At 47.9% G+C, this 15,569-nt stretch carries 18 protein-coding genes; 2 read left to right on the top strand and 16 right to left on the bottom strand.

The genetic code is table 11. The features are described from left to right. Nucleotides 1-169 precede the first annotated feature (169 nt). The 9 genes from ccmI to ccmA all read right to left on the bottom strand — a co-directional run bounded on the left by ccmI (nt 170) and on the right by ccmA (nt 7,589). Nucleotides 170-1,417 carry a c-type cytochrome biogenesis protein CcmI gene (ccmI, locus tag P8H32_RS08970; protein WP_301089222.1) on the bottom strand — a complete coding sequence of 416 codons (1,248 nt, stop codon included), beginning with the start codon at nt 1,415-1,417 and terminating at the stop codon, nt 170-172. Continuing rightward, nucleotides 1,410-1,886, bottom strand: a complete 477-nt coding sequence (locus tag P8H32_RS08965) for a cytochrome c-type biogenesis protein (RefSeq protein ID WP_297293316.1) — start codon at nt 1,884-1,886, stop codon at nt 1,410-1,412. The genes ccmI and P8H32_RS08965 overlap by 8 nt, the downstream gene beginning before the upstream one ends. A gap of 1 nt (nt 1,887) precedes the next feature. Beyond that, the gene (locus P8H32_RS08960; RefSeq protein ID WP_301089221.1) at nt 1,888-2,460 is read right to left on the bottom strand and encodes a DsbE family thiol:disulfide interchange protein; all 573 of its coding nucleotides are present in this window, start codon (nt 2,458-2,460) and stop codon (nt 1,888-1,890) included. Nucleotides 2,461-2,464: 4 nt separating this feature from the next. Further along, nucleotides 2,465-4,456, bottom strand: coding sequence for a heme lyase CcmF/NrfE family subunit (locus P8H32_RS08955; RefSeq protein WP_297293318.1), 1,992 nt, complete (start codon nt 4,454-4,456; stop codon nt 2,465-2,467). Nucleotides 4,457-4,478: 22 nt separating this feature from the next. Beyond that, the gene (ccmE, locus tag P8H32_RS08950) at nt 4,479-4,937 is read right to left on the bottom strand and encodes a cytochrome c maturation protein CcmE (RefSeq protein WP_297293319.1); all 459 of its coding nucleotides are present in this window, start codon (nt 4,935-4,937) and stop codon (nt 4,479-4,481) included. A 49-nt stretch (nt 4,938-4,986) separates the two neighbouring features. Next, nucleotides 4,987-5,175, bottom strand: a complete 189-nt coding sequence (ccmD, locus tag P8H32_RS08945) for a heme exporter protein CcmD (protein WP_297293320.1) — start codon at nt 5,173-5,175, stop codon at nt 4,987-4,989. A 1-nt stretch (nt 5,176) separates the two neighbouring features. Continuing rightward, nucleotides 5,177-5,920 (bottom strand): heme ABC transporter permease, encoded by a 744-nt coding sequence (locus P8H32_RS08940; RefSeq protein WP_297293321.1) that lies wholly within the window; start codon nt 5,918-5,920, stop codon nt 5,177-5,179. Nucleotides 5,921-6,262: 342 nt separating this feature from the next. Continuing rightward, on the bottom strand, nt 6,263-6,931 hold the full coding sequence (gene ccmB, locus P8H32_RS08935; protein WP_301089220.1) for a heme exporter protein CcmB: 669 nt from the start codon (nt 6,929-6,931) through the stop codon (nt 6,263-6,265). 25 nt (nt 6,932-6,956) lie between these two features. Further along, nucleotides 6,957-7,589 carry a cytochrome c biogenesis heme-transporting ATPase CcmA gene (ccmA, locus tag P8H32_RS08930; RefSeq protein WP_297293323.1) on the bottom strand — a complete coding sequence of 211 codons (633 nt, stop codon included), beginning with the start codon at nt 7,587-7,589 and terminating at the stop codon, nt 6,957-6,959. 215 nt (nt 7,590-7,804) lie between these two features. Between ccmA and P8H32_RS08925 the strand changes: the two genes are divergently transcribed. Beyond that, nucleotides 7,805-9,271 (top strand): flagellar hook-length control protein FliK, encoded by a 1,467-nt coding sequence (locus tag P8H32_RS08925; protein ID WP_301089219.1) that lies wholly within the window; start codon nt 7,805-7,807, stop codon nt 9,269-9,271. Next, nucleotides 9,268-9,573: an EscU/YscU/HrcU family type III secretion system export apparatus switch protein gene (locus tag P8H32_RS08920; protein WP_297293325.1), complete on the top strand. Its 306-nt coding sequence runs from the start codon at nt 9,268-9,270 to the stop codon at nt 9,571-9,573. Before P8H32_RS08925 ends, P8H32_RS08920 begins: the two co-directional genes overlap by 4 nt. Before the next feature lie 66 nt (nt 9,574-9,639). Here the strand turns inward: P8H32_RS08920 and P8H32_RS08915 are convergent, their stop codons facing one another. From P8H32_RS08915 to P8H32_RS08885, 7 genes are all read right to left on the bottom strand, one after another. After that, complete coding sequence (locus tag P8H32_RS08915) at nt 9,640-10,023, bottom strand: DUF2802 domain-containing protein (RefSeq protein ID WP_297293326.1); 384 nt, start codon at nt 10,021-10,023, stop codon at nt 9,640-9,642. Further along, a complete protein-coding gene (locus P8H32_RS08910; RefSeq protein ID WP_297293327.1) occupies nt 10,024-10,503 on the bottom strand; it encodes a chemotaxis protein CheW in 480 nt (159 codons plus the stop codon). Nucleotides 10,504-10,657: 154 nt separating this feature from the next. After that, entirely contained in the window at nt 10,658-11,602 is a 945-nt protein-coding gene (locus P8H32_RS08905; RefSeq protein WP_301089218.1) for a chemotaxis protein CheW, read from the bottom strand. Between the two features lie 28 nt (nt 11,603-11,630). Next, nucleotides 11,631-12,413 (bottom strand): ParA family protein, encoded by a 783-nt coding sequence (locus P8H32_RS08900; RefSeq protein ID WP_297293329.1) that lies wholly within the window; start codon nt 12,411-12,413, stop codon nt 11,631-11,633. Nucleotides 12,414-12,642: 229 nt separating this feature from the next. Beyond that, nucleotides 12,643-13,692: a flagellar motor protein MotD gene (motD, locus tag P8H32_RS08895; RefSeq protein WP_297293330.1), complete on the bottom strand. Its 1,050-nt coding sequence runs from the start codon at nt 13,690-13,692 to the stop codon at nt 12,643-12,645. Nucleotides 13,693-13,706: 14 nt separating this feature from the next. Beyond that, complete coding sequence (locus P8H32_RS08890; RefSeq protein ID WP_297293331.1) at nt 13,707-14,450, bottom strand: flagellar motor protein; 744 nt, start codon at nt 14,448-14,450, stop codon at nt 13,707-13,709. Nucleotides 14,451-14,458: 8 nt separating this feature from the next. Continuing rightward, complete coding sequence (locus P8H32_RS08885; protein ID WP_297293332.1) at nt 14,459-15,547, bottom strand: chemotaxis response regulator protein-glutamate methylesterase; 1,089 nt, start codon at nt 15,545-15,547, stop codon at nt 14,459-14,461. Between the last annotated feature and the right edge of the window lie 22 nt (nt 15,548-15,569).

Here is a 15,569-nt window from a genome sequence, read left to right as displayed (position 1 = left end):
TTTTTGGATTTTTTTTACTGCCAACCACTGACTTCAAAGTTTCCACACGTCATTCCCGCGAAGGCGGGAATCCAGCGCTGCAGATTTCCGCTCTAGCGGAAATAACAGCATAAGCATGCAGGCTGGGTTCCCGCCTTCGCGGGAATGACGGGGGTTTAAAAAAGGAGGGTTATTTAACCAACTGATCGATTAATAGAGACAGGTTTTCTGCCGGTGAAGCGGTACTGACTGGCCCGAATAAACCTTCGATATCACCGGAACCACGATTGGCAATACCGTTCTTAGAGATACGAGCCACCAACTCTACCTCCTCAAAACTCGATAGCTTAAAGCCGGGCGCCATTGCCATTGAATCGTCCAGAGTGATAGTCGTCGGCAAGTCCGCCACCGTCATTCTGGCAACAGCCAGCGGCATTCGCGGGCCGCCCATGGCTCGCGCATAGACAAAGACTGAAGCACCCTGTTCGGCTTGAATCCCCTCGCCTATGGCTACCTGAACCTGCAGACTAACAGCAGCCTGCTCAACAGGTGTTGACGTTTCAGTCACTTCAACACCACCCTCTCGCAACAGCTCTTTTGCCTGCTCAATTCCCGCCACAATCATCTGGCGGTTAGGCGAAACCGGGCCTAATAAGGGTAGCAGTCGCTCCCAATAGTTAATTGCCTGCTGGTAATCATCCTCTTCAAAATAGGCAATACCCATCATACCGAGCACGGTGGCCTGCTGGGGGTCAAGACTTAAGGCCTTATCGGCAAGCCTTCTGACCTTATCGCTTAAGGCGCGACCAGAGGAAAGGTAAAGCGCCTGGGCATACTGCCCTAATACCGCAGGATCTTCAGGGCTGAGAACCGATAAGCGCTGGTAGGCATCAGTAGCCGCCGCATAATTCCCCAGCCCCATTTGGGTAGTACCCACCAGCATCAAATAGCGTGAGTCATCAGGCCGCTGCTCAAGGCGCTGGTTTAACTGGGCCACCAGCTGGGTAACTTCCCGCTGAGTATTGGCACCTGCCGCTGCTTTTTGGCGAGCTTGTTTTAGGGTTTGAGTAATCTCCCAGTCCGCCCTGGCTCCGGTTTGTTGGTAGATACTCCAGGCAACCAAAGGGATAGATAAAGCTAATAGTCCAATGATTACTTTCGAAGGTTTACCTGATACTGAAGCCACTGTTTCGCCACTCTCTCCTGCATCCTCCAGCAGGCGACGCTCCAGTTCGGTTTTTAGTGACTGAAATTCATCATCACTAATCACCCCCTGTTTGCGATCATTCTCCAATTCCTGCAAACGATCTTTAAACAGGCTCACATTAATGCTGCCCCGCTCACCACTTTGCACACTGCGGTTAAGCATTAACGGCGACAGCACAAACAATGCAGCCAGCGCTGCCAGCAATACCGAAACCATTAAAAAATCAGGCATTAGGTTGATCCTTATCCGTTAATAACGCCCGTAGACGCCGCTGTTCATCGGCATCCAGTTCTGCACTGTTGCCCTGTGTGGATGCGGAGGGCTTTTGCCGTTTAAACACCATAAAGATCAGCACAAAACCCAGCACTAAAAAGATGGCCGGAGCCAACCAAAGCACCGCTGTCTCGGCGTTAAAGCGAGGGCGATACAAAACGAACTCGCCGTAGCGGCCCACCATATACTCAACTATTTGAGCATCGGTTTGCCCATCCTCTAACAGGCGATGTAATTCACGGCGCAAGTCTTTGGCGATAGGTGCATTAGAACCGTCCAGGTTTTGATTTTGGCATTTGGGGCAGCGCAACTCATCGATAAACTGATGGTAACGTTCACGATTAACTTCATTTTCAAAGTTATAGGTTTCAACCACGGCCACGCACAGAGGCGACAACAGGCAAAGCAAGATAAGTCCATACTTCATCCTATGCACCTCCCGGAGCTTTTTGCTCAGCGCGTAATTGATCCATCATCGGCTGGAATTTTTCCTGCCATATAGTTTCATCAATGGGACCTTGAAAGCGCATGCGTACAAAACCACGATGATCAATCACATAGGTTTCTGGCGCACCGGTCACTCCCATATCCAAGCCAAGGCGACCCTGGGGGTCAAAGATATTAAAGCGATATGGGTTACCCTTCTCTGCCAGCCACTGCTGGGCAAGAGACGCCTTATCCTTATAATTAACACCGTAAATGGTAACCCCTTTCTCGGTAGCCAAATAATTTAGATAACCATGTTCAACATGACAGGAGGGGCACCAAGTAGCCCAAACATTAATCAGCGCAATGTTGCCCACTAAATCTTTCTGCTCAATTTGAATCGAAGGTTCTTCCAGTTTCGATAAACTAAAAGCCGGAAAGGATTTATTAACCAATGCTGAAGGTAATTCCTGCGGATTATAATCACCATCACCAATACGGCTAACCATGATATAAAAAAACAAAACAACTACAACAAAGGCAATCAGGGGTAAAAAAAGTTTAAGACGCTGCATGGTGTTACACCACTCCCTGTGATGACGCCGCCACAGCAGATGCCGATGATTTTTGAGCTTTAACTGGCAGGCGATAACGCTTATCTGCCGCTGCCAGGGCACCACCAAAGCCCATCAAAATAGCACCCAACCATATCCAGCGTACAAAGGGTTTGTAATGCACACGCACCGCCCAGGCACTTTCACCAAGAGGCTCACCCAGAGCTACATAGAGATCGCGTAAAAAACCATTCTCAATATCAGCCTCAGTCATAACCTGGCCTTGCTGGGCATTATAACGGCGCTTCTGGGGATTCAGTGTGGCGATAACTTCACCATCCGTACTTACGGTGATAATACCTTCATCGCCTTTGTAATTCGGGCCGACAATAGAGCGAGTTCCCTGGAATTGAAACGCATAACCCGCCAGCGTTAATTGATCGCCGGGCACCATACGCAGATCACGCTCGAGGCTGTATTGGCTGGTAAGACAAACACCCAGGGCGCATATAGCAAAACCCATATGGGCGATAATCATGCCGTAATAGGCGCGAGTTAAACGGGCCAGGCCTGCGGATAAGCTGGGGGCATTTCTCAGTTTATCTTTAAGATTAGCGAAGGTGGAAAGAATAACCCAAGCTGAAAAACACACCGCCAAAGCTGAAGCAATTTTATATTCCTCACCGTATATTAGCGGGAATAACAGACCAACAATCACACTGGCACTTGCGGCCACCAGGAGTCGAGCTTTTAAATAAGAGGCTTTGGTTTTTTTCCAATGAGCGCTGGGGCCAATACCCATAAACACCATCAGGATAGCCATTAACGGCACAAAGACCGCATTAAAATACGGTGGACCCACGGAGTATTTACCCAGGCCCAGACCATCCATCAATAGAGGAAATAAGGTACCGAATAGCACAGTCAACATCGCCGCTAAAAACACCACATTATTGACCAGCAATAACATTTCACGGGACAGCCACTCGTAACGACTCTTACTGGAAACCGTCGGAGCTCGAAGCGCATAAAGTGTTAATGAACCACCAACGACCAAAGCCAAAAAGGCAAGAATAAATAAACCGCGCTCTGGATCGGCAGCAAATGAATGCACTGAAGTCAGTACACCGGAGCGAACCAGGAAAGTCCCTAACAGACTTAATGAGAAAGCAAAAATAGCTAACAGCACAGTCCAGCTTTTAAACACACCACGCTTTTCTGTCACTGACAGGGAATGGATTAACGCGGTACCCACTAACCAGGGCATAAAGGATGCATTTTCAACCGGGTCCCAAAACCACCAGCCACCCCAACCTAATTCGTAGTAAGCCCACCAACTGCCAAGGGCGATACCAATGGTTAAAAAGGCCCAGGCAATATTGGTCCAGGGTCGTGACCAGCGAGCCCATGCCGCATCTAAACGACCACTACTCAAAGCGGCAATAGCAAAAGCAAAGGCCACCGAAAACCCTACATAGCCAAAGTACAGCATCGGAGGGTGAACGATTAGGCCAAAGTCTTGTAACAAGGGGTTTAAGTCACCGCCATCAGTTGGAGAGTTCGGTAAATGACGATCAAAGGGATTGGAGGTCAGCAGGGAAAATAATAAGAAACCTACGGAGATCATACCCATCACAGAAAGCACGCGGGCCAACATATCAACAGGCAGCTGCCGGCTAAAGATCGCTACCGCCAAACTCCACATAGAAAGAATCAACACCCAAAGCAGTAAAGAGCCTTCGTGGTTACCCCATACCGCACTGAGTTTATACATCCAGGGCAGCTGGCTATTGGAATGGGCGGCAACCACTTTAACGGTAAAGTCATCCTGTAAAAACAACACACTGAGAACAACAAAGGCAATAGCAATAAAAGTAAATTGCCCTGCAGCCAGTGAGCGACTCATAGCCATCATATAGCGATTGCCCGTTAATGCCCCCCACAGCGGCACAGCGGATTGTAATAGCGCCAGACAGAGGGCGAGGATTAAAGCAAAATGTCCGTACTCAGGAATCATCTAAGCATCTCATTGGGGGGGGTTAGTAGGCCGCTTTACCAGGCTTAGCCTTTGACTCTGCCGCAGAATCTAATGCGGATTGCACTTCAGGGGGCATATAATTTTCATCGTGTTTGGCCAATACTTCTGTGGCTTGAAACACGCCGTTTTCATCGAGCATGCCAGAGGCGACAACACCCTGCCCTTCATCAAACAGGTCAGGCAGAATACCGGTATAAACCACAGGCACCTGTGCTTCGTAATCCGTCACAATAAAATCAACACGTAGGCTTTGGGTATCACGCTTTATACTACCTTCCAGCACCATACCCCCGGCACGAATGGATTTACCCACAGGGGCTTTGCCCGCTGCAATATCTGCAGGCGGATAAAACAAATTAATATTCTCACGCAGTGCAAAGGTCGCCAAAGCCACTGCAATAGCCGCACCGAATACAATAAACAGCACAATAATCAAACGTTGTTTTCTAACAGGGTGCATACCCACTTCTTCTTAATCCTCTTTTGGTGGATTGCAATCCACCACCACTCTAACTCTTCTCCTGAGACCGCTGTTCACGCTTAACCAACATAGCTTGCTCAGTAAAAAACTGACGGTCCTTACGTAAAGGAGCAACCGCCAAACCCATCAACACCACAAAAGCAATCGCATACACCGACCAAACAAAAACCCCATGGCCTTCCATCGACATAAACGCTGCCAAACTTTCAAACTGCATACTACCCTAACCTCTTGGCGACTAACTCTTTCACCCACTTGGTATTGCGCTCACGCACCAAAATTTCACTGCGACTATGCATCAGCAATAACAAGGCATAGAAGGCATAGAAACCAGCGATCATAATTAATAAAGGCTGCAACATATCCGAGTGCATGGTCGACTCTTCCGTCAACTTTAAGGTGGCGGGCTGGTGTAAGCTATTCCACCACTCTACGGACCAGTAGATTATAGGGATGTTCACCGTCCCCACCAAACTTAGCACCGCACAGGCTTTGCTGGCGGAGACATTGTCTTCAAAGGCTTCATAGAGGGCGATAACACCCAGATAGAGAAAAAACAGAATTAACATGGAAGTCAGCCTGGCATCCCATACCCAGTAAGTACCCCAGGTTGGCTTACCCCAAAGCGCACCACTGATTAGGGAAATAAAGGCCATGCCCGCACCAATGGGCGCCGCGCATTTCATCACCACTTCAGCCAGTTTCATTTTCCAAATCAGGCTGATGGCAGCAGCAAAGGCCATCAGCATATAACCCGCCAGTGCAATCGCCGAAGCAGGCACATGTACATAGATAATTCGGTAACTGTTGCCCTGCCTGAAATCCGCCGGGGCATAAGCCAGCCCCCAAACAGTTCCAACGGCCAGCAGGCCAAATGCGAATACAGCAATCCAGGGCAGCCACTGACCACTGATTTGGTAAAACCAGCGTGGTGAGCCCATTTTATGGAAGAATGTCCACATAATATCTAAGTCTGTCCACTAAAAATGACGGTGATTAACAGGCGATCATTATACAAGAATCCACCCCAGCCGATAGCTAATACCTTGATTAATCAGCAGATATGACTGTCATTCCCGCGAAGGCGGGAATCCACCCTACTTTTGTTGACCTGCGTCAATGTGGATAAACCTTACAGAAAGTAGGATTAAACCATCACTAACAATAATCTCACCCAACCAAGGAAAAACTATTATGAGCGATCAAGTACTTGATGATGCCACTGCAATGAAACGCGTCGGAATCGTTGTGGTTGTGCTAGTTGGCGTGGCTGTTGGCTTAATCGTAGCTGTGACCATCATTGCCTAGTTATCAGCGCTAATTCTTACGCTGGCTGCGATTGCTAAAGGAGCCAGCGTAACCGCCAAGGCTAAAAAGGCACCCAATACCGCTAATTGCCCCGCATAATCAAAACCATCAACGGCGGCTTTAACTGAAGCCACGCCAAAAATCAGTACAGGTATGTAGAGTGGCAAGATAATTAACGACAGCAGCAAGCCCCCTTTTCTTAAGCCCACCGTTAAACCCGCACCAATCGCACCGATAAAACTTAAGGTCGCTGTGCCCATAGCCATAGCGATCACCAGCGCAGCCATACCCGACGAAGGTAGCTGCAACAAAAGCCCCAATAATGGCGCTAATAGGGTTAAGGGAAAACCAGTAAGCAGCCAGTGTGCAACGGTTTTGGCCAGGACCTGTATATACATAGAAACAGGACTAATCAGCATTAACTCCAGACTGCCATCATCAAAATCACTGCGAAATAAAGTATCGCTGGATAACAGGCAAGCCAACAAAGCCACTACCCATAAAATCCCCGGTGCTAATATCGCCAACTGCTTGGGGTCAGGGCTGATACCCAGGGGAAATAAGGAACAAACAATTAAAAAGAACGCCAGCGGATTCATAAAATCACTGCGGCGACGGAAGGCCAGCAGTAAGTCGCGTTTTAGCGTGGCTGAAAAAGCTGACATAAAAGAAGGTGCCTGTGTTTCCATCTTAGACCTCCCCTAATCGAATGCGGTTAATTGGTGTTTCAATGGTCAGTTCATGGTGGGTCGTTAAGATTACCGTACCACCATTGGCTGCATAATCAGCAATCCATGACTCCAACTCCTTAACACCTTGCTTATCAATCGCAGTAAAAGGCTCATCAAGAATCCAGAGTTTAGCGTCACCAAGAAATAACCTGGCCAACCCTACTCTACGTTGCTGACCGGCGGACAAAGTAAAACAAGCGGCATCTTCATAGCCGTATAAACCCACCTTATCTAAAGCAGCGAGAATAGCGCTTTCGGCTTCATCACCCTGTAAGCCCTTAAGGGAAGCATGCCATTGCAGGTTTTCACGGGGGCTAAGGGCAGCTTTTACCCCGGAACTATGCCCCAGATAAAGTAACTGCGAGTGATAAACCGTTTTCACCTTCTGGGCTGGCTGACCCTGCCAGTGAATATCGCCGGTATAACGGGATGAAATACCACAGAGCACCCGCAATAAGGTGGTTTTACCACTGCCATTGGGGCCTTCAACTTGATAGATATGACCGGGCTCAATGCTGAGATTCAGGCCATCGACCAAGGTTCGGCTATCCCGCTCACAGCATAGATCAGTAGTTGTTAATAACGCAGTCAAACGAGCCTTAGCCCCCATGGAGATAAATCGGCAAAAATACCAGCAAAGTTATTGTTATAGCGGCCGCTATAGTAACAATGAAAGCAGCCATTGCCTGTTATATGCGACCAGGAACGTTATTATATACACAATCTTTGGGTATCCCTATTAGCGTTTCATCGAAGAGTGCACCTAACACTACACCTAACACTACACCTATCACTACAACTAAAACTATGGCCGTGACCGTTGATTCATTAATAAACCAGCTTATCCCCCTGAAGCCAGCGGCGGGCGATAATCTTGCGGCGTTAGCTAAAGCGGGCATTCTGGAAGCGATAGTACTCTCAAGCCAGGCTGCCGACGGTAAAGCAATAGCCGGCAAACCGCTAGTGAATGCGGAGCTGTTAAAGCCCTCCACAACAACTAATAGCGACCAACAATTTAAAGTAAGAATCAGCGTCAATAACCAACCCTTTGAGTTAGTCACCAAGGTGCCCATTGCTGCGGGTACACGTATTCAATTTAGTGTGGCGCAAAATAATCTTGCTACGATTTTAAATATTGCCAGCCCGACACAAACTCCCGGGCAAACCAATACAACAATCTCTCCTGCAAGTAATACAACATTGAATGCTGCGCCTTTAGTCACAGGCTCAACAAAGCCTGATGTGGTTCCCGCTATCAATAACCGCCCTGCTATTGAACAAGGTATACGACAAGCTTTGCCGCAACAACAACCACTGCGAAATCTATTACCATTAATACAACAAATCGTGCAGTTGCCACCGCAGCAAATTCCCAGGGAACTGCTACAAAATCTCAACACTTTATTGCAACAGTTTCCCACTTCGCAGCAAGTGCAACAGGCCAAGCCCTTGCAACAGACGCTGAATAACAACGGTATTTTCTTTGAGGCAAAATTGGCGCAACAACCTGCCAAAGGTAATACCCCGTTAAACCCAAACGACACAACGCGTTTAGCTAGCAACCCCATCAACCAGGACGTAAAAGCTATTTTGCAAAAACTGGTCTCACAAGTCGATAAACCGGCCGCCCAACAAACTACAACAACCCCCTTAACCAGTAACACCACTGATGGCAGGCAAGCTCTAACTTACAACCCTACTGCATTACCTCCCATGACAGCTGATATACCAATTTCAACGACTAACAGCCTTGCAAGCTCTGAACAACGTGTAGATGTATTGTTAAAACAGCTTAGTAATCAACTGCTGGCCAGCCTGGCGCGAACACAACTTAACCAATTAGAAACACTAGCCGCCAGGCAAGCTAACACACCTGACAATCAGGGCCCGGTTAATAGCTGGACGATGGAGCTACCCATTGTTCACGGTAAAAATATCGATAATCTTGAACTGCGCATTGACCAGGATTTAATAGAAGATGAAGATCAAGGTGAAACCGCTGATGGCAAGAAACTATGGACAGTTATGCTGGCCTTTGATTTACACAACCTCGGTAAAATGAACGTGCAACTAAAGGTGGTTGAAAAATCGGTATCCGCTGTCGTTTGGTCTCAACTTGAAAACACACATCGCGAAGTCAAACAACAGGTAAAGAGTTTAAGCCAGAGTCTGGAGAAAGTGGGCGTTAATGTTAAGCATGTCGACTGTCAACTGGGTCTGCCGCCAAAAAATAATTTACCGATCTATCAGCAGTTAGTGGATGTGAGAACATGAGCGATTTTGAAAAGCCGGATAAAAAAGCCGCTGCGTTACACTATGACGGAAAAAATACACCCACGGTTACCGCTGCTGCCAGCGGCGTATTAGCAGAAGAGATTATTGAAATTGCCCGCCAGCACGATATTCCACTATTTGAAAACGAAGCACTACTAAAGTTGTTGGTGGATATTGGTGTTGGCGAGGAAATTCCTGAAACTCTGTATTTATGTATTGCCCAGGTCATTGCCTTTGCTTATAAAGTACAGGGGAAATACCCAAAGGGTTGGGATTCTATCAGTGAGACCATACGCAGTTGATCAATAGATCACTGACTAATCCGTTCCTTGCCACCCAATAGCTATCATTCTGGCGAAGGCGAGGGATTATTTAGCGGCAGATTTTAGCAAGGTTAAAAGATCAGCTTCTGCTTCCGGTACACCATAGCGCTCAACCAGTTCATCGGCATTAGCGCCGTTACCCGCCAAAGAAGTCGGCTGGTTGTAGGGTATGGCTTCGGTAGTATTTAATGTGATTTGCTGCTGTTTTTCGATCGAGAGTTTAAGTTTTTTCTCTACACTGATTAAGTGCTGGCCTACACCCATAGCTGCATTATTTACAGCGGCCAATTCATGACTAAGGTCAAGGGTCTCTTTTTCGGCTTGCTGCTCAACTTGCGTTATACGCTTGCTCAACTGGACTGCATAGGTCGCCACTGCCACCAGGGTAATACAACAGACAACTAATACAATCCACAGCGATATTATCATTTAGAACTCTTCGATTTCTGACCACTCTTGATCGGTAAGTAGCTTGTCCAGCTCAACCAGGATCAACAGTTGATTGTTTTTGTTACATACGCCCTGGATAAAACGAGCGCTTTCGTCATTGCCTACATTCGGGGCGGTTTCGATTTCGGATTGACGTAGATAAACCACTTCCGCTACAGCATCAACCAGAATACCAACCACATGGCTGTCCGCTTCGATAATCACGACACGGGTTTGGTCGGTCACTTCAGTGGTGGGCAAGCCAAAACGATGACGGGTATCAATAACCGTCACTACATTACCGCGCAGGTTGATAATCCCCAACACATAGGCCGGTGCTCCTGGTACCGGTGCTATTTCGGTATAGCGCAGCACCTCTTGCACCTGCATGACGTTAATGCCGTAGATTTCACCCTCTAACCGGAAGGTTACCCATTGCAGCATTGGGTCATCAGCATTTTTCGCTGTATTTGTAGTCATATTTCCATCCTTAACGTATAACTCCCACCGCTAGTGGTAGCGATCCGGGCGTCAATAATTAATCATTGCCGTCCCATTACTATAGAACATTGCACTATCTGTGCCAGCCTTTGTCGCTCTGTTTCTAAATCTATAACTAGCGAAGACCTTTACTTTAAGCGCCCTCAGCTTCAAACATCGCTGCCAACTGGCTGACATCAATCAAGGCACACATATGTTCGATGACGGTGCCCGCCAACCATGGCCGCTTGCTGCGCTTACTGCGCCAACGGACATCTTCCGGCTCCAGCATAATCGCATTAGAGACTGTATCGACTGCCAGTCCCCAATCCATAGTATTAATTGATATCACATACTGGAAGTTGTCTTTCATACCTTCATGGTAGCGCTCTGGCATCACCACTTTTGGGGTATCAACGGTGCGCAGGTTGCCTTCTTTGACTGGCAGCAGTCCCATAAACCAGTCTATCTGACCAAATAATGGGGTAATTTCATCGTTTATGGGATAGATGGTTCCCAGTTCTACTAAAGGTACCGCCAGTGTCAGGCCGCCGACGCTAAACAATAGACACTCGAAACGATCCTGGGCCCATGCGGGGCGGCCATTGGACCATTCTGTTAGGGGAGCTACCGCAACCTCTGCCTCAACCTCAATCACCGGCTCGGGAATAGGTTCTGGTGCTGGAGGTTCTACTTCAACAGGTGCCTCGACCTTGACCTCTTCGACAGTCTCAACAACCTCTGCAGGTGGTGGTGGCTCGATTTTTACTTCAGGCTTTACCAACGGCAATGGCGCTTTCAGGGTTAGCGGCTGCGATGGCTCAGCATAAGGTTTGTTCTCGATATCGGCACTATAAAGCTGGCGCTCGGAGACGGTATTGGGGTTACCACTCAAACTATGTACAGAAGAGTTTCTTGAACGGCGGGACGAGCCGGTAATAGGCGTTACATTATTAGAAGACATCACATCGGCTGCGACAGTATCTATTTGAGCTTGGGGGTTTTCAGTTGCCGACATTAATAACAAATCAAGATAGTCCTGCACGAACTCCTGATCATTGTCATTACTATTGTCATTGTTGTCGGGGGGTTTGCTCATAACGGTGATTACGCCAACGGGCCCATCATCAGGCTCGCAGGCGTTGCTCCTGTTGTGATAACAGAAATTTTAACAGGGCTTTGTAAGCAGTAACACCTCGGGCTTGAGGGTCATATTGGGAGGGGACTTGCCCCTCCCTGCTGGCATCCCTAAACCGAGTATCTATCGGGATCATTGAGGCCCAAATGCTATCGGTATAGGCGTTGCGCATAGTGCGCAGGGATTTGATGGAGGCCTGGGTACGGCGGTCAAATAGGGTGGGGACCACCAGGTAATTCAACTCTTTCTTTAATGAACGGGTCACCATAGTGATAGTGCGAATCATCCGCTCCAGTCCTTTAAGCGCCAGGAATTCAGTTTGTACCGGTATCAGCAAACGCTCGCTGGCTGCCAATGCATTAATCATCAGGGCGCCCAACACAGGCGGACTATCAATCACCACATAATCGTAGGCATCCCACACCAGAGCCAACGCTTTGGCCACCTTTAAGCCCATGCCTTCAGAGGCGGCACGGCGTTCGACAGTAGCTAACGCCATACTGGAAGGCAGCAATGTTAGCTTATCTGAGGGAGTTTTCAGTAATAAGGTTTCAATATCGTTAACTGTCAGGTCATCATCAGCGAAGAGGTTAAAACTGCTTTTCTGCAAGCTATCAGGGTCGTAGCCAAAATAGCTGGTCATCGAACCATGAGGGTCAAGGTCAAGCAGTAATACCCGGTTTCCCTGGTCAGCTAATAGACCACCCAAGGTCACCGCTGAGGTGGTTTTACCCACGCCTCCCTTTTGATTTGCCACTGCCCAAACGCGCATGTAGATCCCCTGATCGCCGTCAATTACTCGTCATTAACAGATGTGTGTGTATTTTTGACTAGGATAAAGCAAATTCCTTGCCATCGGAACTGCTGTTCTCGCTTCTTGTCATTCCCGCGAAGGCGGGAATCCAGCCTGTGTGCTGCTCTCTCTATTCTCGCCTCCTGCCATTCCCGCAAAGGCGGGAATCTACAGTGCTGGGTGCCCGCCTTCGCGGGAACGACGGTGGTTATTCTTCTCTTGGGGCGTCATTGGTAAATAATAAGCGGCCATCATCGAGTTCGATGGTTATTATACCCCGCAATGGATCAGCTGGTGGTGTTTCAGCCGCCTCGGATGTCGTTGCTTGATCAGGGGTATTAACGCCAGGGATAATAATTTCAATGCCGGTATTTTGCTCCAACAAAGCCGTTTCCTGTTCTGAGCGTTTTAATAAATCCTCGGTTGAGGTCACTGTTCTAAGCTCCGGGCGCAACTCATCCGTTTTGGAGATCATTAAGACTACGCGACGATTTTCTGCACGACCCTGCTCGGTATCATTATCACTGACCGGTTGAAATTCACCATAACCAATAGCGGCAAGACGACTGGGATCAACACCCTCTTCTATAAATAGCTGAACAACAGAGGAGGCCCTGGCCGTTGATAGTTCCCAGTTAGAGGGAAAACGTGGGGTATTGATGGCCCGGTTATCAGTAAAACCTTCCACTCGAATCGGACTACTCTGCCCTTTTAAAATCTCGGCAATACTGCCCAACAACTCCAATGCCGGCACACTTAAGGTGGCATCGCCACTGGAAAACAATAACGAGGATTTAAGCTCAACTTCCAACCATTCCTCATTGCCACGAATAGTTATTTTTTCATCGCGGATTAAATCAGCAAAAGCCTGGTCGATTTGTACATTGATTTGCTCAAACTCCGAGGGGAAGCCCCCTTCAATCGGCTGTGGGTCTTTGCCCTCTTCATCACTTTCAGATTGGTTTTCAATCAGGGCATTACCCGTTTCCATTTCAATAAAACTTTGCGGATTGGATTTGACGATATCACCCACCTGAAAGGGATCGAGAGTGCGTTCAGGGTTATTGGTGGAAACGATTTGGGTGGTGGTAAACACTTCGGATAAGGTATTGGACAATACTTTATATTTACCCTCATTCACTTGTGAGATGGAATACATCACAACGAAAAACGCAAACAACAGGGTAATAAAATCTGCGTAGGAAACCAGCCAACGTTCATGACTTACAGGTTCTTCAACTATACGGCGACGCGCCACTATGATTTCGCCTCCTAACGATGCAGAAAGCCATTGAGTTTTAATTCAATGGCGCGAGGGTTTTCACCTTCGGCAATAGAGATAATACCCTCAATAATTAAATCGCGGTACTGGGCATCAAGGCGGGCCAGGTTGCGAAGCTTGCTGGCAATGGGCAGTAATAATAAATTGGCAAAACCAACCCCATAAATAGTAGCAACGAAAGCTATAGCTATGCCCGAACCTAATTTGCTGGGGTCAGAGAGATTGCTCATCACTTGAATCAAACCCATTACCGCACCAATAATACCGATGGTAGGTGCATAGCCACCCATGCTTTCATAAAATTTGGCGGCATCAACATCGCGCTGTTCTAACAGCAGTGACTCAACTTCCATCACACTGCGAATATTTTCCGGTTCGGTACCATCAACTAATAACTGCAAACCTTTGCGGGCAAAAAAATTGCTTTCCATTTCTGAAATAGTTTCTAAGCCCAATAAACCTTCTTTGCGCGCGGCAATAGCCCAACGCACCACTTTACCAACGCCCTGGTTAAAGGCTAAAGCAGGAGGAGAGAAAACCCAGGACAACCGACTGGCCGCAAACTTTAAACCTGACCAGGGCGTCTGGAGCATGGCAGCACCCAGGGTGCCACCGATAACAATAATGGCGGCTGGCAGATTAACCAATGCAGCGATAGTACCGCCTTCCAGATAGTTGCCCCCAATGATGGCAGCGAACCCCAGAATAACGCCAATTATACTTAGAATATCCATAACCGTACCTAACCTATTTCACTTAGGCGCTTGCCTACTTTAGCCAAAGGTAATATTTCATCAGCGAGGTTTGCCTTGGCAACAGCCATTGGCATGCCGTAAATAACAGAAGTTGCTTCATCCTGGGCCCACACTGTGGCGCCCCTTTGCTTTAGTAATTTAGCGCCTTCACAACCATCAGAACCCATGCCGGTTAACACCACCGCAAGCACCTTATCATTAAAAACATTGGCCGCCGAGCCAAAGGTTATATCGACACTGGGCTTGTAATTTAAACGTTCGTCGCCGGGCAATACTTTTACTCGACCACCTTTAACAATCATCATCTGCTTGCCACCGGGAGCTAGCATGGCAACACCGGGGCGAAGGGTATCACCATCTTTCGCCTCAACCACACTAATTTTACACAGTGAATTTAATCGTTCAGCGAACGCCGAAGTAAAGGTTGATGGCATATGCTGAATCAAAACTATTGGCAGCGGGAAGTTAGCTTGTAACTGGGTTAATACATTTTGCAAAGCAACAGGACCACCGGTAGAGGTGCCAATAGCAACCAGCTCAAAATCGCTGCGACTTTTTCTAGCTGCTGGTACTCTCGGCGTGGGCGCTCTCGGTGTGGGTGCTGGAGCGGCAGGTTTGGGCGAAGGCGCTTTAGCCGGAGCAGATGAAGCAACAGTCTGCTTTAATGCACTTCCCTTGCCTGCGCCGGCTACGGTTAAAATTCTTTCAGCCAGCTTTTTCTTTAATACAGCAGAGCTTTTGGAAATTTCTTCAAAGTTTTTTGGCAGGTAATCAACAGCACCGGCTTCCAGTGAATCCAGTGTCACTCTGGCGCCTTCGTAGGTCAACGAGGAAAACATCAAGATAGGGGTTGGGCATTGATCCATAATATGCCGCACGGCGGTAATGCCATCCATCACTGGCATTTCATAGTCCATGGTCACGACATCCGGCTTTAGTTTTAAAACCATATCAATCGCTTCGCGACCATTGCTAGCAGCGCCAACAACTTTTAAACCGTCAAACCCGTTAATCATTTCACCTAGCCTGCGGCGAAAAAATCCGGAATCATCTACTATCAGGACGGTAACCGTCATTTATAACCTCTATTAAAATCTC

Source organism: Oceanicoccus sp. (genome assembly GCF_029238675.1).
Classification (GTDB): Bacteria; Pseudomonadota; Gammaproteobacteria; order Pseudomonadales; family Dasaniaceae; genus Oceanicoccus.
The sequence above is the reverse complement of the archived record's forward strand: the minus strand, read 5'-3'. Positions and strand labels throughout refer to the sequence as shown.